Source organism: Oerskovia sp. 140933 (assembly GCF_059651515.1).
Genome location: NZ_JAMXIO010000007.1, coordinates 108508 through 123744 on the forward strand (window position 1 = coordinate 108508; position 15237 = coordinate 123744).

Genomic DNA, 15237 nt, shown 5'->3' on the forward strand with positions numbered 1-15237 from the left:
CTCGGCAGACGTTGCTGTCTCCCATTGTCCCCCCGGCAGAACGGTGGACAGGTGAGTCCAGCCGCCACCCGGCCGCCGGCACGACCTGCATCACCCTCAGATCACTGCGGCCCCTCGCCGGTGTCGACGTCAGCCGACCGACCGGGACCGTCGTTCGACGGAGCCACCGGCGCCGCGGCCTCGACCGCGCTCACGGTCCGGCGACGACGGCGGCGCAGCAGGACGACGAGGCCACCGCCGAGCGCACCCAGCACGAGCACCACGGCGCCGGCACCGAGCCACGGCGCGACGGCGGCACGGGACGAGGCGTCACCGGCCACCCTCGAAGCGTCGTCCAGCCGTCCGTCGTCGAGTGCGGCCCGGGCACCGTCGACGGCGCCGTCCACGTCCAGGAGCCCTCGCCCGAGGCCCGCGAGCGGGCCGCCACCCGAGGCGGAGGCCATCGCGTCGCCCACCTCCCCCACGACCTCGGCCGCGCGCGGCAGTACGGTCACGAGCGCCGCGTACTCCTCTGCGCTCTCCGCGCTCTCGTACTGATCGCGCACGGCGGCCGGGTCCGGCAGCCCGGCGGCATCCGCAGCCTGCTGCACGCGCCCGGCGGATGCCGCCGCGTCGGCGCCGATCTCCTGCCGGGCCGCCTCGGCGTCCTCGAACGCCCAGTCCGTCATCGCGGCGCGCAGCCCCGCGGGCGGCAACCACGCGCCGTCGGCCTCGTCGAGGACGACGTACGCCGCGCGGGCCGGGGCCCGCGCGTCGAGCAGCGCCAGCTCGGCGGCATCGGCGACCCACGTCCGGTACGTCGCCTCGGCCTCGGCCACCCCACCGCGCAGCTCGACGAGGTCGAGGAAACGACGTCCGTCGGTCCGGCCCGGGTGGTCGAGGATGCCGGGCTCGTCGTACGCGCTCTCGCCCGCGTGGGCGGCCGCGACGAGCGACCCGAGGGCTTCGCCGTCCAGACCACCGACGAGCTCCGACATCGCGGCCCCTGCCGCGGCGTAGGCGTACTCCTCGACGGCGTCCGCACCGTCGTCGACGTCGACCTCCTCCCAGGCGGTGAGCGGCAGGGCGTCCGCCGCGTCCCTCGCGGGCGCGGGCGACGGCTCTGCGGGTCCCCCGATCTCAGCGGCCACGCTCTTCCCGACCACCTCCGCCAGGCCCTCGTACAACCACCGGTCCTCGAAGCTCTCACCGTCGAGCCACGCGTGCGAGAGCTCGTGGAACAGCAGCTCGGCGTCGAGGTCCTCGGGGATGACGACCTCCGAGGCCGCCGAGTCGAACCACGCGTACCCGAGCACCCCGGGCGACACGTCCTCGCGGATCCGCTCCAGGTCGCCGGGCCACGGCATGCCGACCGAGCGCTCGAGGAGCGGCAGACCTGCGGTGACCTGCTCGGCGACGAAGCCGCTCCACTCCGTGTCACCGGGGAAGCTCTCCAGCACGAGCTCCGTACCGCCCACCTCGACCGTCGTCATCTCCGCCTGGTCGGGGTCGCGCAGCGAGACGAACGCCCACGTGCCGTAGTCGTCCGTGCTGTCGGCAGCGCGGTGCGTCCGGGTCTCGCCCTCGAGGATCGGCGTGAATCCGTCCCACGTGCTGTCGAAGTCCATCGACGTGGGCACGACGATCTCCACCACGACCTGACCCGGGTCGCCTGCGGCGTTGACCGCGAACGTGGCGTATCCGGGGCCGACGCGCGTGTACCCCTCCGAGCGGATCGGCTCCCCCGGGATCGTGTAGGCCCACTCGACGGTCCGCTCGCGCCCGTAGTTCAGCGGCGGGAACGACACCCGGGCTGCGCTCGTCGACGGGTCCTCGGTCGGTTCGACGGTGACCTCGAGCGCGGCTCCGTCGCTCGTGGCCGAGAGGTCGGCCGCTCCCGCGGGAAGCAGGATCCCGTACTCGTCCCAGTAGTAGAAGTACTGCGCACCGGCGGGCTGCTCGTTGCGGATCGTCGTCGTGACGGTCACCCGGACCGGGCCCACCCCGTCGACCTCGTACCGGGTACGGGACGTCTCGGACAGCCCGTCGTCCGGGTCTGCACTCGCGACCGTCGGGGTACCGAGCAGGAGCACGCACACGAACGCGCCCCCCGACCCGGCACGCAGCATCCACCGTGTGCGACGCACCCGCCCTGCAACCACCCCTGCACCGCCGTCCTCGCCGAAGCGGAAAGCCCGTCTACCCCGGCTCGACGGGTCCGGTCGACGACGACCGGGAACGGGACCCGGCGGGAACTGTACCGGCTCGTGAGCGCGCCACCGACCACACGGAGAGGACCCGCCGCAACCCGTCGACGTCGGCGGCCCGGTACCAGAGGAGGTCGGCTGGGGCCCGTTCGACCCTCGACCGGCTCGAGGCTCGATCGTACGGTCATGACCACGATCGGCGCCCCCGCGCAGGGACTCCCCCGCACCTACCTCGCGTGGCTCTCCGGAGTCACCGTCTCGCGGCTCGTCATGGTCCGGAAGCTCCTTCACCCTGCGCCGCCTGCGCCACCGCCCTCGTGAGGTCCGGCCAGAGCGGGGCGAAGCATCCCACCCAGGGGGCCGGCATCCGCCCGGCGGCGCGGTGCGTCTCGACCTCGCTCCACGTGACCCAGGCAGCGCGATCGACCTCGGCCGGGTCGAGGTGGAGGCGCGGGCGACCTCGTACGGCCGCGACGTAGACGTCGAGCAGCGCGGTGGACTCGGCGCCTCTTCCCACCCGGCGGAGATCGCTGCCGTCGACGGCGAGCCCGGTCTCCTCGCGGACCTCGCGTACGGCGGCCTGGGCGCCGGTCTCGCCCGCGAGAACGCTGCCTCCGGGGATCTCCCACATGAACGGGAAGGCCTTGGTCGCGGCCCGACGGGTCAGCAGGACCAGTCCGTCGGACCGTACGACGCACGTCGCCACCATGAGGTGGAAGCGGTTCGTCGGCCACCGCGGATCATCCCGGCGGTGCGTCTCGCCCGTGGGGGCGCCCCGCTCGTCGAGCAGGTCCCAGGTCTCCGCGTCGGTCATCCGGGCATCCTCGCAGCCTCGTGGGCCGCGCTCCAGACCTGCCTGACAGCGGCCACCGCTGCGCTAGGGTTCCCGCCATCACCGGCGACGCGCACAGGGGGCACAAGAGATGACACCAGGACTGCGGCGCACGGTGCTCGGCCTGTGCTGGCTCGCGATCATCGGCGGAGCCCTGCTGTTCGCCGCGGGCGCGTACACGGGCTATGCCGAGGGCGTCGCCGCGGACGAGACGCAGTCGGTCGGTCGGCTGATGCCTGCGGAGGTCGCGGCGTTCGTGCTCGGGCCCGTCCTGGCGATCGCCGGGGGTGTCGTCGCGGCGGTCCTGCCGCGCCCCGCGGCGACGGTCACCGGCGCGCGCTGAGGCCTCCGACCGGAGACCGACCTCACCGCCCGCGCGCAGCCAGGTCGAGCACCCGCCCCACCGTCGCGGCGTACACGTCGTGGGTGTCGAGCGGCAGCTCGTTGAACCAGTCCGTCGCGATCCGGAACACGAGCGCGCGCACGAGGTGCTGAGCGAACCCGTCCCCCGGGTCGATCGTCTCCAGCAGCGACGACGGCGCGTCCTCGAAGCAGACCGCGTCGACCGCGACGACCGCCACGGAGTACCGGACGGGCCGCCAGTACAGCGTGAGGTCGACGACCGCGGGCGGCAGGCCGTCGGCGAAGAGCACGTTGCCCGTCAGGTCGCCGTGGACGACGGTCGGCGACTCGGCGACCGGCCGCCGGGCCGCGAGCAGCGCGGGGAGGTGCGGGACGTCGTCGGGCACGTGGACCGCTTCCTCGCCCCACGCGAGCCGGTCCGCCCGTGCCCACGCGTGCGTGCGCTCGTCGAGGAATCCGGGCCGCGCGACGCCGTCGAACACCTCGGCGAAGCGCCGCGCGACCTCCGCGATCTCCGCCCAGCGCCCCGGGACGTGCTCGCCCGCGAGCGCCGGGCACGCCGTCCACCCGTCGACGACCAGGTCGCCGGACGTGCTTGCGAGCGGCAGGCTCAACCGTGGACCGCTCCCTCCCGACGGCGCATGGTCCCGCAGCCACTCGAGCTCGGCGGGCAGCAGGTCGAGCGGCTTGAGCACGGTGTCCCCGACGCGCCACGCGGTGCCGCGTCCGCCGTCGAGCCGCACGGGGAGCCCGACGGCCCCGAAGGCCTCGATCACGTGTCGTGGTGGGTGCACCGGGCGAGCCTAGCCAGGCCGCGCACCTCGTCCGGCGCTCGCCGCGCGAGTCGCCCCCTCTGCGCGTAATGTCCGGGGACGTCCCCACCGTGACCCCCACGGGTCGGCGGGCACCGACCGTCACCAGGAGGCCCCGTGCACCCGTTCGTCCACCGCTACGAGCTCGACACCTCGCGCCCGACCGGCCGTGAAGTCGCCCGTGACCTGCTGCTGCGCGCGTTCCTGCCCGGTGCTGCGCTGTGGGTCGTGATCGTCGGGGTCGGCTTCCTCATCAAGGGCCCGCTGGGCAACCTGCCGGGCGAGGCGGGGGTCAACGAGGCCCTGGTCTCGGTCCGGACCCCGTCCCTCGACACGGTCACGGAGATGCTGTCGGCGATCGGGATGACCGAGTTCATCATCGGGGCGTGCGTGCTCGCGGTCGCGCTGATCTGGTGGCGCACCCGGCAGTGGTGGTTCGCCCTGGTCCCCGCGCTCGCGGTGTCGCTGCAGGCCCTGATCTTCCTCACGTCGTCGATCGTCGTGGGTCGCACGCGGCCCGAGGTCGAGATGCTCGACCACGCCCCGCCCACGTCGAGCTTCCCCAGCGGTCACACGGGCGCGTCCGCGGCGTTCTACCTGACGCTCGCGCTCCTCGCGCAGCGCGTGCGGAACCCGGCGCTGCGGGTCGCGCTCACGGTCCTGGCGGTGCTGGTCCCGTTCGCGGTCGGGTTCGCCCGCCTGTACCGCGGGATGCACTCGCTGACCGACGTCCTCGCGGGCCTGGTCAACGGCGTCGTGTGCGCGGTCCTGGCGTGGGGCTACCTGCGCCGCGACACCTCGCACCTGCGCACCTGATGTCGGCGCGCGGGCTGGACCGGGACGGGTTCGTCGCCCGCGAGGGCGACGTCGCCCGGGTCCAGCCCGGGTTCCGGCCCCTCGTGGCGGCCTACGTCTCCGCGGCCCGTGAGGCCTTCGGCGACGCGGGGCTCGACAGCGTCTACGTCTACGGGAGCGTCCCGCGTGGAACGGCCCGCCCGAGCGTCTCCGACCTCGACGGGCAGGTCCTCCTCGACCACGAGCCGACGCCCGCGGACCACGCGACGGTCCGCACGATCGAGGCGCGTCTCGCGGTGGAGCACCCCGAGGTGAGCCGTGCCGGGATCCTCCTCCACTCGCGCACGCGCATGACGGACCCGGCACGGCGGTTCGACGAGGGGTTCCACGTCCGCGTCCTGTGCACCCCCGTCTGGGGGCCCGACGCCGGTGCGCACGTCCGCCCTCACCGTCCGGACCTGGCCCTGGCTCGGCAGGTCCAGGGCGACTGGCGGACCGCGTTCGCCCGGCTCCGGTCCCGCGCGGACTCCGTCGACCCGGTGGAGGAGGCGGCCCTGTGCCGGACGGTCGGCCGGCGCCTGGCACGGGTCGCCTTCACGTGGGTCATGCCCCGCTGGGGCGGCTGGACGAGCGACCCGCAGACGACGTCCGCCGTCGTCGCGGAGCTCGAACCCTCCTGGGAGGAGCCCGTGCGCCGGGCGGTCGCGCTCGGCTGGGACGGGAAGGTCGACGTCCCCGCGGCGCGGTCGCTGCTGGGGACGTTCGCGGACCAGCTCACGGTCCGCGGCGAGGAGCTCGGGGCCCGGTAGGTGGGCGCCGAGCCGAGCAGGCGGGCGTGGTCCGCCGGGAGCACCGCGGGCCCGGGACCTATCCCTCCGCGATCCGCTTGACCGCGGCAAGGCGGCGGTCCCACTCGGCGCCGATCGCGTCGAGGGCGCGGGCCGTCTCGCCCAGGCGGGACCCGATCGCGCGGTAGCGGACCTCGCGACCGACCCGCACGGGTTCGACGAGCCCCGCCTGGGTGAGCACGGCCAGGTGCTTGGCGATCGCCTGCCGGGTCACCGGCAGGACGGTCGCGAGCGCGGACGCCGACAGGTCCGCGCGTCCCAGCTCCTGGAGGATCTGCCATCTCGTGTCGTCGGCGAGGGCCGCGAACACGGGGGTCAGCGTCGCGGCGCTCACGCCGCGGGCCCCGTGGCGGGGGCGGTGTCCGCGAGGAACGCGACGAGCTCGTCGAGCTCGCCGGTCCACCCCGACCGGTTGCTGGCCATCGCGTCGTCGGCCCCGCCGCCCAGGCGCTCGAACCCGGACTCGACGACGGCGAGCACGGTGTCCTCGCCCTCGGGGGTGAGCGTGAAGCGCACGAGGGTGGAGTTGTCGGGGCTCAGCTCGGCGCCGGCCTGGTTGGTCCAGGTGAAGGCGAACGTGCGGGGCTCGTCGTACTCCTCGATGCGGACGGCGAACTGGCCGTAGCCGTCGAACCCGAACGTGCCCTCGCCGCCCACGCGCAGGTCGGGCAGGACGGCCTGCTGCCCGAACCACCGGGCGATCAGGTCGTCCTGCGTGAGCGCTGCCCAGACCCTGGGCGGTGCGGCGTGGATGAGCAGGGTGCGGGTCACCTGGAACGCCTCGGTGTCGATCGATGCCTGCTGGTCGGTGGTCGTCATGGTCGTCCCTCTCTGAGATGTCGGAGCACTGAAAGAACATGCAACTTCAGAGTTGCACCTGATGGACTCGAGCGCAACCCCTGGGTTGCACGTGTGCCCCGGCCCGCCCGCCCCGCTCCCGCGAGCCGCTCCAGGCCTGCGGACGTACAGTCGGCAGATGGGCCCGTCAACGCGACTCAGCCAGACGACCGGCGCCTTCAAGGCGCTCGCTCTCCTCCTGGCGTTCGTCCTGGTGTCGGCCGTCGGGGGCGTCCTCGCGGCAGGCCTCCTGCTGCCCTTCGCCGCGGGGGCGAACACCGTGACGGAGGACGTCACGCAGATGTTCGACGAGCTCCCCGACGCGCTCGAACCGGGGCCGCTCTCCGAGAAGTCACGCCTCTACGCGAACGACGGCGCGACGCTGCTCGCCACGTTCTACACCGAGAACCGCATCGTCGTCCCCCTCGACCAGGTCTCCCAGCCCATGAAGGACGCGGTCATCGCGATCGAGGACCACCGCTACTACGAGCACGGCGGGATCGACCCCGAGGGCGTGACCCGGGCCGCGATCAACAACTTAACGGGCGGCGACACCCAGGGCGGGTCGAGCCTGACCCAGCAGTACGTGAAGAACGTGCTCATCGAGCAGGCCATGCGCGACGACGACCCGGTCGCGGTGCGGGCGGCTCGCGACGACTCCCTGGGGCGCAAGGCACGCGAGGCCAAGCTCGCGATCTCGATCGAGACCATCATGACCAAGGACGAGATCCTCCAGGGCTACCTCAACATCGCCCAGTTCGGCATCCGCGTCTACGGCGTCGAGACCGCGGCCCTGCACTACTTCGGCAAGCACGCCTCCGAGCTCAGCGTCGTCGAGGCCGCCACGATCGCGGGTGTCACCAACGCCCCGACGAAGTACGACCCCGTGACCAACCCCGTCGACTCCGAGAAGCGACGCAACCGGGTGCTCCTCAAGCTCCTCGAGCAGAAGTACATCACCCAGCAGCAGCACGACGAGGCCGTCGCGACCCCGCTCCCTGCGACCCTCAACGTCCAGCCGATCTCCGGAGGGTGCCAGACGGCCGCCGGGGCCGCGTTCTTCTGCGACTACGTGACCAAGGTGATCACGTCCGACCCGACGTTCGGCAAGACGAAGAAGGAACGTCAGGCCCTCCTCTACCGGGGCGGCCTCGACATCACCACGACTCTCGACCCCCGCATGCAGGCCGCGGCCGAGGCGAACATCTCGGCGGCCGTCCCGGCGTCGGACCCCAGCGGCCTCGAGGACGCGATCGTGGCCGTCGAGCCCGGCACGGGCAAGATCCTCTCGATGGCTCAGAACCGTCCCTACGACGTGTCGAGGGAACCGGCCCCCGGCACGACCGCGGTGAACTACAGCGCCGACCAGCTCCACGGCTCCTCGAGCGGCTTCTCGCCCGGCTCGACCTGGAAGGTCTTCACGCTCGCGGAGTGGCTGCGCTCGGGCCGCACCCTGAGCGACAAGGTCAACGCCAGCAAGCGCACCTTCATCCCCAACCGGGACTTCCGGGCGTCGTGCGCGCGGCTCGACCGCATCCCCTGGTCGCCCGGCAACGCGGACGGCTCGACGGACCAGGGCGCGATCCCGGTCCTGCGCGCCACGTTCAACTCGGTCAACACGGCCTACGCGTCGATGGAGACCCAGCTCGACCTGTGCGCGGTCCGGGACATGGCGTGGAGCGCGGGCCTGCGTCCGTCCCGCACGGCCGAGGTGACGGGCGACGCCTCGTCGATCAACGTCATGCCGACCATGACGATCGGGACGCAGAACTCCTCGCCCCTGCAGCTCGCCGCTGCCTACGCGACGTTCGCGAGCGGGGGCACGTACTGCGAACCCGTCGCGATCACGCGGGTCGTCGGCGCCGACGGCTCCGACCTGCCGGTGCCCTCGGCGAACTGCGACCCCGGCGCCGTGGACCCGAGGATCGCACGGACCGTCACGTTCGCGCTCGAGAACGTCATGACGCAGGGGACCGCCAAGAAGTCCCAGCTCTCGCGCCCGAGCGCGGGCAAGTCCGGGACCGCGAACAACAACCACCACACGTGGTTCATCGGGTACACGCCGCAGATCGTGACCGCGGTCTGGATCGGGAACGCCGAGAACGACGTGTCCATGAGCTACATGCGCATCAACGGGCGCTACGAGAAGCGGTGGTACGGGTCGACGCTGGCCGCCCCGACCTGGCGCTCCTTCATGGAGACCGCCCTCGAGGGGCTCCCGGTCGTCGGGTTCCCCGGCCCCGACCCCGCCATGCTCGGCGGCGCCCCCGACGCCAAGCCGGACAAGCCGTCCAAGCCCTCCAAGCCCTCCAAGCCGTCGCAGGACGACTCCCGGGAGTCCCGGGGCGACGACGACTAGCACCACCGTCGCCACGGCCCGGCCGGGCGTCCCTCTGGCGGCGTACCTCGGTCGGGTGACGCTCCCGGCCCACGTTCAGGGTTCTTTCAGGGAGATCCCCGATGCTCCGCCGCGCCGGCCGCCGCCAGGATGGGGGCAGCGGCTCTGAGGCGACCGTGGGCGGTCGTCCACCGCGACACCTCGCTCGTCGGGTCGCCGCACGCACCGTGCCCCGCCCCCTCGAGAGACGAGTCCGACATGCCCTCCCCGTCCCCTGCTCCGGCCCACGTCATGCCGGCGGCCTCCGGCGGCACGCCGCCCACCGGCGCCGAGACCATCGCGTCGGCGCGCGGCCTGGTCAAGACCTACGGCAAGGGCCCGACGGCGGTCCACGCGCTCGCGGGCGTCGACGTCGACTTCGGTCGCGGCCGCTTCACCGCGATCATGGGCCCGTCCGGCTCCGGCAAGTCCACGCTCATGCACTGCATGGCGGGCCTCGACACCCCGACGGCCGGCACCGTCGTCGTCGACGACCTGGTCGTCTCCTCGATGAACCAGCGCCAGCTCACGAAGCTGCGCCGCACCCAGCTCGGGTTCGTCTTCCAGTCGTTCAACCTCGTCCCGACGCTCACGGCCGAGGAGAACATCACCCTGCCCCTCGACATCGCGCGCAGGCCCGTGGACCGGGCGTACCTCGCGAAGGTGGTCGACGCCGTCGGGCTGTCGGACCGCCTCAAGCACCGCCCGAGCGAGCTGTCCGGCGGGCAGCAGCAGCGCGTCGCGTGCGCGCGCGCCCTGGTCTCCAAGCCGTCGGTCGTGTTCGCGGACGAACCCACGGGGAACCTGGACTCGACGTCGTCGCGCGAGGTCCTGACGTTCCTGCGCGAGTCGGTCGACGACCTGGGCCAGTCGGTCGTCATGGTCACGCACGACCCCGTCGCCGCGAGCTCTGCGCACCGCGTCCTGTTCCTCGCCGACGGGCGCATCGTCGACGAGATCCTCGACCCGACGCCGGACTCCGTCCTGGCCGTCCTGGGCTCCCTCACGCGCAAGAAGGCGGCCGCCTGATGCTGCGCGTCGCCCTGCGCAACGTCCGGGCGCACCTCGTGCGGCTCGGGATGTCCATCCTCGCGGTCGTGCTCGGCGTCTCGTTCGTCGCGGGCACGTTCTCGCTGCGCGAGATGCTGTCCAGCACGTTCGACGGGATCGTCGACTCCTCGTCCGCCGACGTCCTGGTGCGCGGCGACGAGGACTCCTCCGCGCTCACCCAGGAGAACGCGAGCGCGGGCGCCGTCCGCAACGCCATCCCCGCCGCGCTCGTCGACACCATCGAGGCCGTCGACGGCGTCGCGCACGCCTTCCCCGACTACACCGGTCCGCTCGTGCTCGTCGGCGCGGACGGCACCCCGCCGCCCACGACGGGGGCCCCGACGTTCGGCCTCGCCTACCAGGCCGCCGACCCGGCGACCCCGCTCACCCGGGGCGCGGCGCCGTCGGGCCCCGACGAGTTCCTGCTCGAGGCCGGCACGGCCGAGGCGAGCGGCCTCGAGGTCGGTGACACGACGACGATCGTCGTCGCGGGCGAGATCGCCGAGGCGACCCTCACCGGGATCGTCGACATGGGCGCCTCGATGGCCGGCGCGAGCATCGTCTTCTTCGACGAGGCGACGGCCGCCGCGGCGTTCGCCCCCGACGGCACCGTCTCCAGCATCACGGTCCTCGCCGAGGACGGCGTGGGCGAGCAGCGGCTGCGCGACGACGTCGCGGCAGCCATCGACGCCGCAGCCCCCGCGGAGGCCGTCGAGGTCATCACGGGTGAGGTCGCACGCGACGAGGCCCGGGAGGACATCTCGTCGATGCTCGGCTTCATCGAGACGTTCCTGCTCGTCTTCGCGGGCATCTCGCTGTTCGTCGGCGGGTTCATCATCGCGAACACGTTCGCCATGACCGTCCGCCAGCGCCAGCGCGAGTTCGCCCTGCTGCGCGCGGTGGGAGCCTCCCCGCTCCAGGTCTTCTCCTCGATCCTGGTCCAGGCCGCGATCATCGGCACGCTCGGCGGCGCGCTCGGCATCCTCGGCGGGCTGGGGCTCGTCACGGGGCTCAAGGCCGTGTTCGAGACGGTCGGCATGGACCTCGCGGGCGACATCCCCGTCAACGCGTCGATGATCGCGGTCTCGCTCGTGCTCGGCATCGTCGTGTCGGTCGCCTCCGCAGCCCTGCCGGCCCGTCGCGCGGCCCTCGTCGCCCCCGTCGAGGCCATGCGCGACGACGCCCCCGCCCAGGCCGGGTCGCTCCGGCTCCGCGGGATCATCGGGGCGGTCGTCGCAGGGGCCGGAGCCGGCGCCGTCGTCCTCGCGGTCGTCCAGGCTGCGGCCGACGACACCGCGAGCACCGGGGGCCTGCTCGGCCTCGGTGCGGTGCTCGTGGTCGCCGGGACCCTGGTCCTCGCCCCCGTCGTCGCCCGCGCTGTCCTGCACGTCATGTCCGCGCCGTTCGTCGCCTGGGCCAAGCCCCTCGGGACGCTCGCGCGCGGCAACGTGACCCGCAACCCCCGCCGCACCGCGAGCACCGCGGGCGCGCTCATGATCGGCATGTCCCTCGTCGGCGCGGCCTCCGTCCTGGCGGCGTCCATGCAGGCGTCGATGAAGAACATCGTGACGGAGGAGTCCCTCGCCGACCTGGTCGTGCAGTCCGCGACCGGCACGATCCCCTCGGGGGCCGTGGGCGACATCACCGGCCTGCCCGAGGTCGGCACGGCCGATTCCATGACGGCCGACCGGTACTTCGTCGGCGACTCGTCGGCCGACGCCGCCGACGCCGCGCCGCTGTTCGTCCTCGGGGTCGACCCCGGGGTGTTCGGCCGGACCTGGCACACCGAGACCGTCGAGGGCAGCCTCGACACGCTCGCGGACGGGCAGGTCAGCGTCCTCGAGGCGACCGCGAACGACGAGGGCTGGGAGCTCGGCGACGAGCTCACGCTGCGCACACAGCTCGGCAGCACCGACGTCACGATCGGCTCGATCTTCGACTCGCCCGCCCTGGGCGTGCCCGTGATCGTCCCGGAGACGGTCTTCGCCGAGCTCTCCGCGGCCCCCTCCGAGATGTCGACCCTCGTCCTGGTCAACGCGGCCGACGGCGTGACCCAGGCCGAGCTCGACGAGGCCGTGACCGCCGCCGCCAAGCCGTACATGATCGTGTCCGTCATGGACAACGACGAGTTCATCTCGTCGCTCGCGAGCCAGGTGAACCAGATGCTCACGATCCTCTACGCGCTGCTGGGGCTCTCGATCGTCATCGCGGTCCTCGGCATCGTGAACACGCTCGCGCTGTCCGTGATCGAGCGGACGCGGGAGATCGGGCTCCTGCGCGCCGTCGGGCTGGGACGCTCCCAGCTCGCCGGGACGATCGTCATCGAGTCGGTCCTCACGGCCGTGTTCGGCACCGTGCTGGGACTCGTGGTGGGGGTCGGCCTCGCGGCCGGCATGCCGACCGTGTTCGCGAGCACGGGCTTCACCGACCTCGTGATCCCCTGGACCGGGCTCGGGACCATGGTGGGCATCTCGGTGCTCGTCGGGGTGCTCGCCGCCGGGTGGCCCGCGCTGCGCGCCGCACGGCTCCCCGTGCTCGACGCCGTCACGGTCGACTGACGACCGGTCGGCAGCCGCGCGACGACCGGCTGCCGACCGCTGCAGGCCGCGTACGCCGGTCGCTCCCCCGAGAGCGGCCGGCGTGCGTGTTCCCGGCGTCCTCCCGCCCGGGTGCCGACCTCCCGTGCGGTGCGGAAGGATCGGCCCGTGCCGATCCTGCCCACCGACCGTGACCCCCGCCTGATCACCGTGCGCCGGGGCGGGACGACCAGCGACGGCGGAGCGCGATCTGCTGGGACGTGTTCGACGACCGACCGCGGTCCGGTCGGCGGCCGGCTCCTGGGCCCGCGGGGACCAGCCGTCAGGGCAGGCCGTCAGCCCACGGTGCCGCTGCTGGTCGCCGAGTCGCCGACCGGCCCGCCCGTGGACGCCCAGGAGCCCAGAGGCTGCCCGGGCACGTCCTCGTCGGTCTCCTCGGTCCCGCAGACCACGAGGCCCCGGGCCCGGTAGTTCGCGAGAGCCGCAGGCCCGTCGAGCGAGCACGTGTGCACCCAGACGCGCACGACCGGAGGCAGGTCGGACCGTCCCGGCACCGACCAGGCGGCCGAGATGCCGTGCTCGAGCAGGAGACCGCCCAGCCCCCGCCCGATCGCCTGCTCCGCGAGGCCGAGGTAGCGGATCTCGACGTGCGTCCCGTCGTCTGCCACGACCGGCTGCAGGTGGACGTATCCCCACGGCCCGTCCTCGCCGTGGAGGACCCAGAGCTCCGTGCCCGGCACCGCGAGCTCGGCCTCCCACCGGTCGCGCGTCCAGCCGAGCCGGTCCGTCCAGAACCACGGCCCGCCGACCAGGCCGTACAGGAACCGCGCGTACTCGGGACGGATGCCGACGGCCCGTTCGAGGCGGACCCCGTCGGGCACGGCCCGCGGGGCGACGTCAGGAGGCCGGAGCATCTGCAGCGTCGTGGTGATGACCTTCACGGACGTCAACCCTAGGCCGTGCCGCCGTCGCCCCTCGCCCGCCCCGGCGACACGCCCCGGCGACCCGCGCGACGTCGCCCCGGACGATCCGGCGGACTACGCCGCGAGCGCCAACGGGTCCCAGACGAACCCCAGCGCGTCGAGCGCTGCGGTGCGCTCGGGACTGAGCCGGCCGGTGACCCCTTCGCTGCGTCGGCTGCGCACCCAACGCCCGAGGCGGAACCCGTCGTCGCACCGGTACCGGATGGGGACGCGGGCATGGCCGTGCACCTCGACGTACCGGGTCAGGGCGTCCACGCCCTGGCGCCACAGCTGGTCGTTGTCGCGCACCCGCCACACGAAGCCGACGCGGTCGAGCACCTCGACGCGACCGGGCTCGAGCAGCCCCTTGGCGTGCCGCGCCCGGGTGTACGCGACCCAGGCGCCCAGCCTCCTGCCGTCAGGGCTCCGGTAGGCCGCCGGGACGCGGCAGTGCTCGTGCTCGGCGCGGAAGGCCTCGAGCGCCCCGACCCAGGCCCGGAAGGCCTCGTCGTCCGTGCCGCGCGACGCGCCTGCCCGAGGCGAGGCGACCCACTCGAACCCCAGGGCCTCGAGCTGGTCGATGCGCTCCGCACGCAGCAGCCCGTGGCGGTGCTCCCACCGGCGGCGCGCGACCCAGGCACCGAGACGGGTCCCGTCGGGCGCGACGTGGTCACCGGGCACGCGGCCGTGACCGTGCTCCTCGACGTACCGGGTGAGGAGCTCGACGCCGCGCCGCCACCTGCCGTCGCCGTCCGGCACGTGCCAGACGAAACCGATCCCGTCGAGCTGCGTGATCCGGTCCTGCGAGAGCTCTCCCGCGCGTCGGGCCGCGCGCTGGCTCGCGACCCAGTGACCCAGGCGGGTGCCGTCGTCGCACTCGAACGTGGTCGAGATGCCCGGGCCGTTCCTCGCGACGTACCGCGTCAGGCAGGCCAGGTGCGCGTCCCAGTCCTGCGCGTCCGGGACCCGCGGGAGGTCCAGGCCGAGGTCCCGCAGCTCGTCCTCCTGCGCTGCCGACAGCCGACCGGCACGCTGTTCGCGGCGCACCCGGGCCACCCAGCCCGACAGGTCGAACCCGTCGCTCGTGCGGTACGCGTCCGGCACCTGGCCGTGGCCGTGCTCGGCGACGAACTCCGCGAACGCGCGGTGGCTGCGACCCTTGGACACCGTGAGGGGAGCCGTCCAGTCCATCCCGGCCGCCTCGAGGTCCGCCACCTGCTGGTCGGTGAGGTCCCCTGCCGCCCGACGCCGGCGCATGCGCCCGACCCAGGTGCCGAGCCCGAACCCGTCGGCCGTCTCGAAGTAGTAGGGGACGCGGGTGTGCCCGTGCTCGTCCCTGAACGCGGCCAGCCGGCCCACGTTGCGCTGCCACTCCTTGACGGGCCGGCGCACCTCGAACTCGAACCCGGCCTCGCTCAACGCCCGGAACCGCTCGTCCTTCAGGGTCCCCAGGGCGTGCTCGCGGCGCTGCACCTTGACCCACGTCCCGAGCGTGAAGCCGTCGGGGACGGTCCGGTGGCCCACGGGGACCCGCGAGTGCCCGTGCGCGGCGACGAAGCGCACGAGGTGGTCGTGCCCCTGCCACCAGCGGTCCTCGTAGCGTCCCATGAGCGTCCTCCTCCCCGTCGAGCCCGGCCC

13 protein-coding genes are annotated in these 15237 nt (G+C 73.5%); 6 read left to right on the top strand and 7 right to left on the bottom strand.

The genetic code is table 11. From position 1 onward, the window contains the following. Nucleotides 1-101: 101 nt before the first annotated feature. On the bottom strand, nt 102-2126 hold the full coding sequence (locus NHG27_RS06055) for a hypothetical protein (RefSeq protein WP_497015173.1): 2025 nt from the start codon (nt 2124-2126) through the stop codon (nt 102-104). A 328-nt stretch (nt 2127-2454) separates the two neighbouring features. Beyond that, a complete protein-coding gene (locus NHG27_RS06060; RefSeq protein WP_497015175.1) occupies nt 2455-3000 on the bottom strand; it encodes an NUDIX domain-containing protein in 546 nt (181 codons plus the stop codon). A 109-nt stretch (nt 3001-3109) separates the two neighbouring features. On the opposite strand from NHG27_RS06060, the gene NHG27_RS06065 reads away from it, so the two are divergent. Continuing rightward, nucleotides 3110-3361, top strand: coding sequence for a hypothetical protein (locus tag NHG27_RS06065; RefSeq protein WP_193718365.1), 252 nt, complete (start codon nt 3110-3112; stop codon nt 3359-3361). Between the two features lie 22 nt (nt 3362-3383). Here the strand turns inward: NHG27_RS06065 and NHG27_RS06070 are convergent, their stop codons facing one another. Beyond that, nucleotides 3384-4175: a phosphotransferase gene (locus NHG27_RS06070; RefSeq protein WP_497015177.1), complete on the bottom strand. Its 792-nt coding sequence runs from the start codon at nt 4173-4175 to the stop codon at nt 3384-3386. 135 nt (nt 4176-4310) lie between these two features. On the opposite strand from NHG27_RS06070, the gene NHG27_RS06075 reads away from it, so the two are divergent. Together NHG27_RS06075 and NHG27_RS06080 are read left to right on the top strand one after the other, a co-directional pair. Further along, on the top strand, nt 4311-5009 hold the full coding sequence (locus NHG27_RS06075; protein WP_497015179.1) for a phosphatase PAP2 family protein: 699 nt from the start codon (nt 4311-4313) through the stop codon (nt 5007-5009). Further along, nucleotides 5009-5797, top strand: coding sequence for a hypothetical protein (locus NHG27_RS06080; protein ID WP_497015181.1), 789 nt, complete (start codon nt 5009-5011; stop codon nt 5795-5797). Before NHG27_RS06075 ends, NHG27_RS06080 begins: the two co-directional genes overlap by 1 nt. Before the next feature lie 58 nt (nt 5798-5855). Here the strand turns inward: NHG27_RS06080 and NHG27_RS06085 are convergent, their stop codons facing one another. Both NHG27_RS06085 and NHG27_RS06090 read right to left on the bottom strand, forming a co-directional pair. Beyond that, nucleotides 5856-6170, bottom strand: coding sequence for an ArsR/SmtB family transcription factor (locus tag NHG27_RS06085; RefSeq protein WP_497015182.1), 315 nt, complete (start codon nt 6168-6170; stop codon nt 5856-5858). Continuing rightward, nucleotides 6167-6655, bottom strand: coding sequence for an SRPBCC domain-containing protein (locus NHG27_RS06090; protein WP_193718361.1), 489 nt, complete (start codon nt 6653-6655; stop codon nt 6167-6169). Before NHG27_RS06090 ends, NHG27_RS06085 begins: the two co-directional genes overlap by 4 nt. Before the next feature lie 157 nt (nt 6656-6812). On the opposite strand from NHG27_RS06090, the gene NHG27_RS06095 reads away from it, so the two are divergent. The 3 genes from NHG27_RS06095 to NHG27_RS06105 all read left to right on the top strand — a co-directional run bounded on the left by NHG27_RS06095 (nt 6813) and on the right by NHG27_RS06105 (nt 12658). Continuing rightward, the gene (locus NHG27_RS06095; RefSeq protein WP_497015186.1) at nt 6813-9032 is read left to right on the top strand and encodes a transglycosylase domain-containing protein; all 2220 of its coding nucleotides are present in this window, start codon (nt 6813-6815) and stop codon (nt 9030-9032) included. A gap of 270 nt (nt 9033-9302) precedes the next feature. Next, a complete protein-coding gene (locus NHG27_RS06100; protein ID WP_497015225.1) occupies nt 9303-10079 on the top strand; it encodes an ABC transporter ATP-binding protein in 777 nt (258 codons plus the stop codon). Further along, nucleotides 10079-12658, top strand: a complete 2580-nt coding sequence (locus NHG27_RS06105; protein WP_497015187.1) for an ABC transporter permease — start codon at nt 10079-10081, stop codon at nt 12656-12658. Before NHG27_RS06100 ends, NHG27_RS06105 begins: the two co-directional genes overlap by 1 nt. A 314-nt stretch (nt 12659-12972) precedes the next feature. On the opposite strand, the gene NHG27_RS06110 is transcribed toward NHG27_RS06105, so the two are convergent. Both NHG27_RS06110 and NHG27_RS06115 read right to left on the bottom strand, forming a co-directional pair. Further along, entirely contained in the window at nt 12973-13578 is a 606-nt protein-coding gene (locus NHG27_RS06110) for a GNAT family N-acetyltransferase (protein ID WP_497015189.1), read from the bottom strand. Between the two features lie 96 nt (nt 13579-13674). Continuing rightward, nucleotides 13675-15207 (bottom strand): helicase associated domain-containing protein, encoded by a 1533-nt coding sequence (locus tag NHG27_RS06115; protein ID WP_497015190.1) that lies wholly within the window; start codon nt 15205-15207, stop codon nt 13675-13677. Nucleotides 15208-15237 lie beyond the last annotated feature (30 nt).

Bases quoted from the DNA above. Each gene is read 5' to 3' on its own strand.
- NHG27_RS06090 (WP_193718361.1), bottom strand. From the start codon at position 6,655: ATGACGACCACCGACCAGCAGGCATCGATCGACACCGAGGCGTTCCAG.
- NHG27_RS06115 (WP_497015190.1), bottom strand. From the start codon at position 15,207: ATGGGACGCTACGAGGACCGCTGGTGGCAGGGGCACGACCACCTCGTG.
- NHG27_RS06080 (WP_497015181.1), top strand. From the start codon at position 5,009: ATGTCGGCGCGCGGGCTGGACCGGGACGGGTTCGTCGCCCGCGAGGGC.
- NHG27_RS06105 (WP_497015187.1), top strand. From the start codon at position 10,079: ATGCTGCGCGTCGCCCTGCGCAACGTCCGGGCGCACCTCGTGCGGCTC.
- NHG27_RS06060 (WP_497015175.1), bottom strand. From the start codon at position 3,000: ATGACCGACGCGGAGACCTGGGACCTGCTCGACGAGCGGGGCGCCCCC.
- NHG27_RS06095 (WP_497015186.1), top strand. From the start codon at position 6,813: ATGGGCCCGTCAACGCGACTCAGCCAGACGACCGGCGCCTTCAAGGCG.
- NHG27_RS06065 (WP_193718365.1), top strand. From the start codon at position 3,110: ATGACACCAGGACTGCGGCGCACGGTGCTCGGCCTGTGCTGGCTCGCG.
- NHG27_RS06100 (WP_497015225.1), top strand. From the start codon at position 9,303: ATGCCGGCGGCCTCCGGCGGCACGCCGCCCACCGGCGCCGAGACCATC.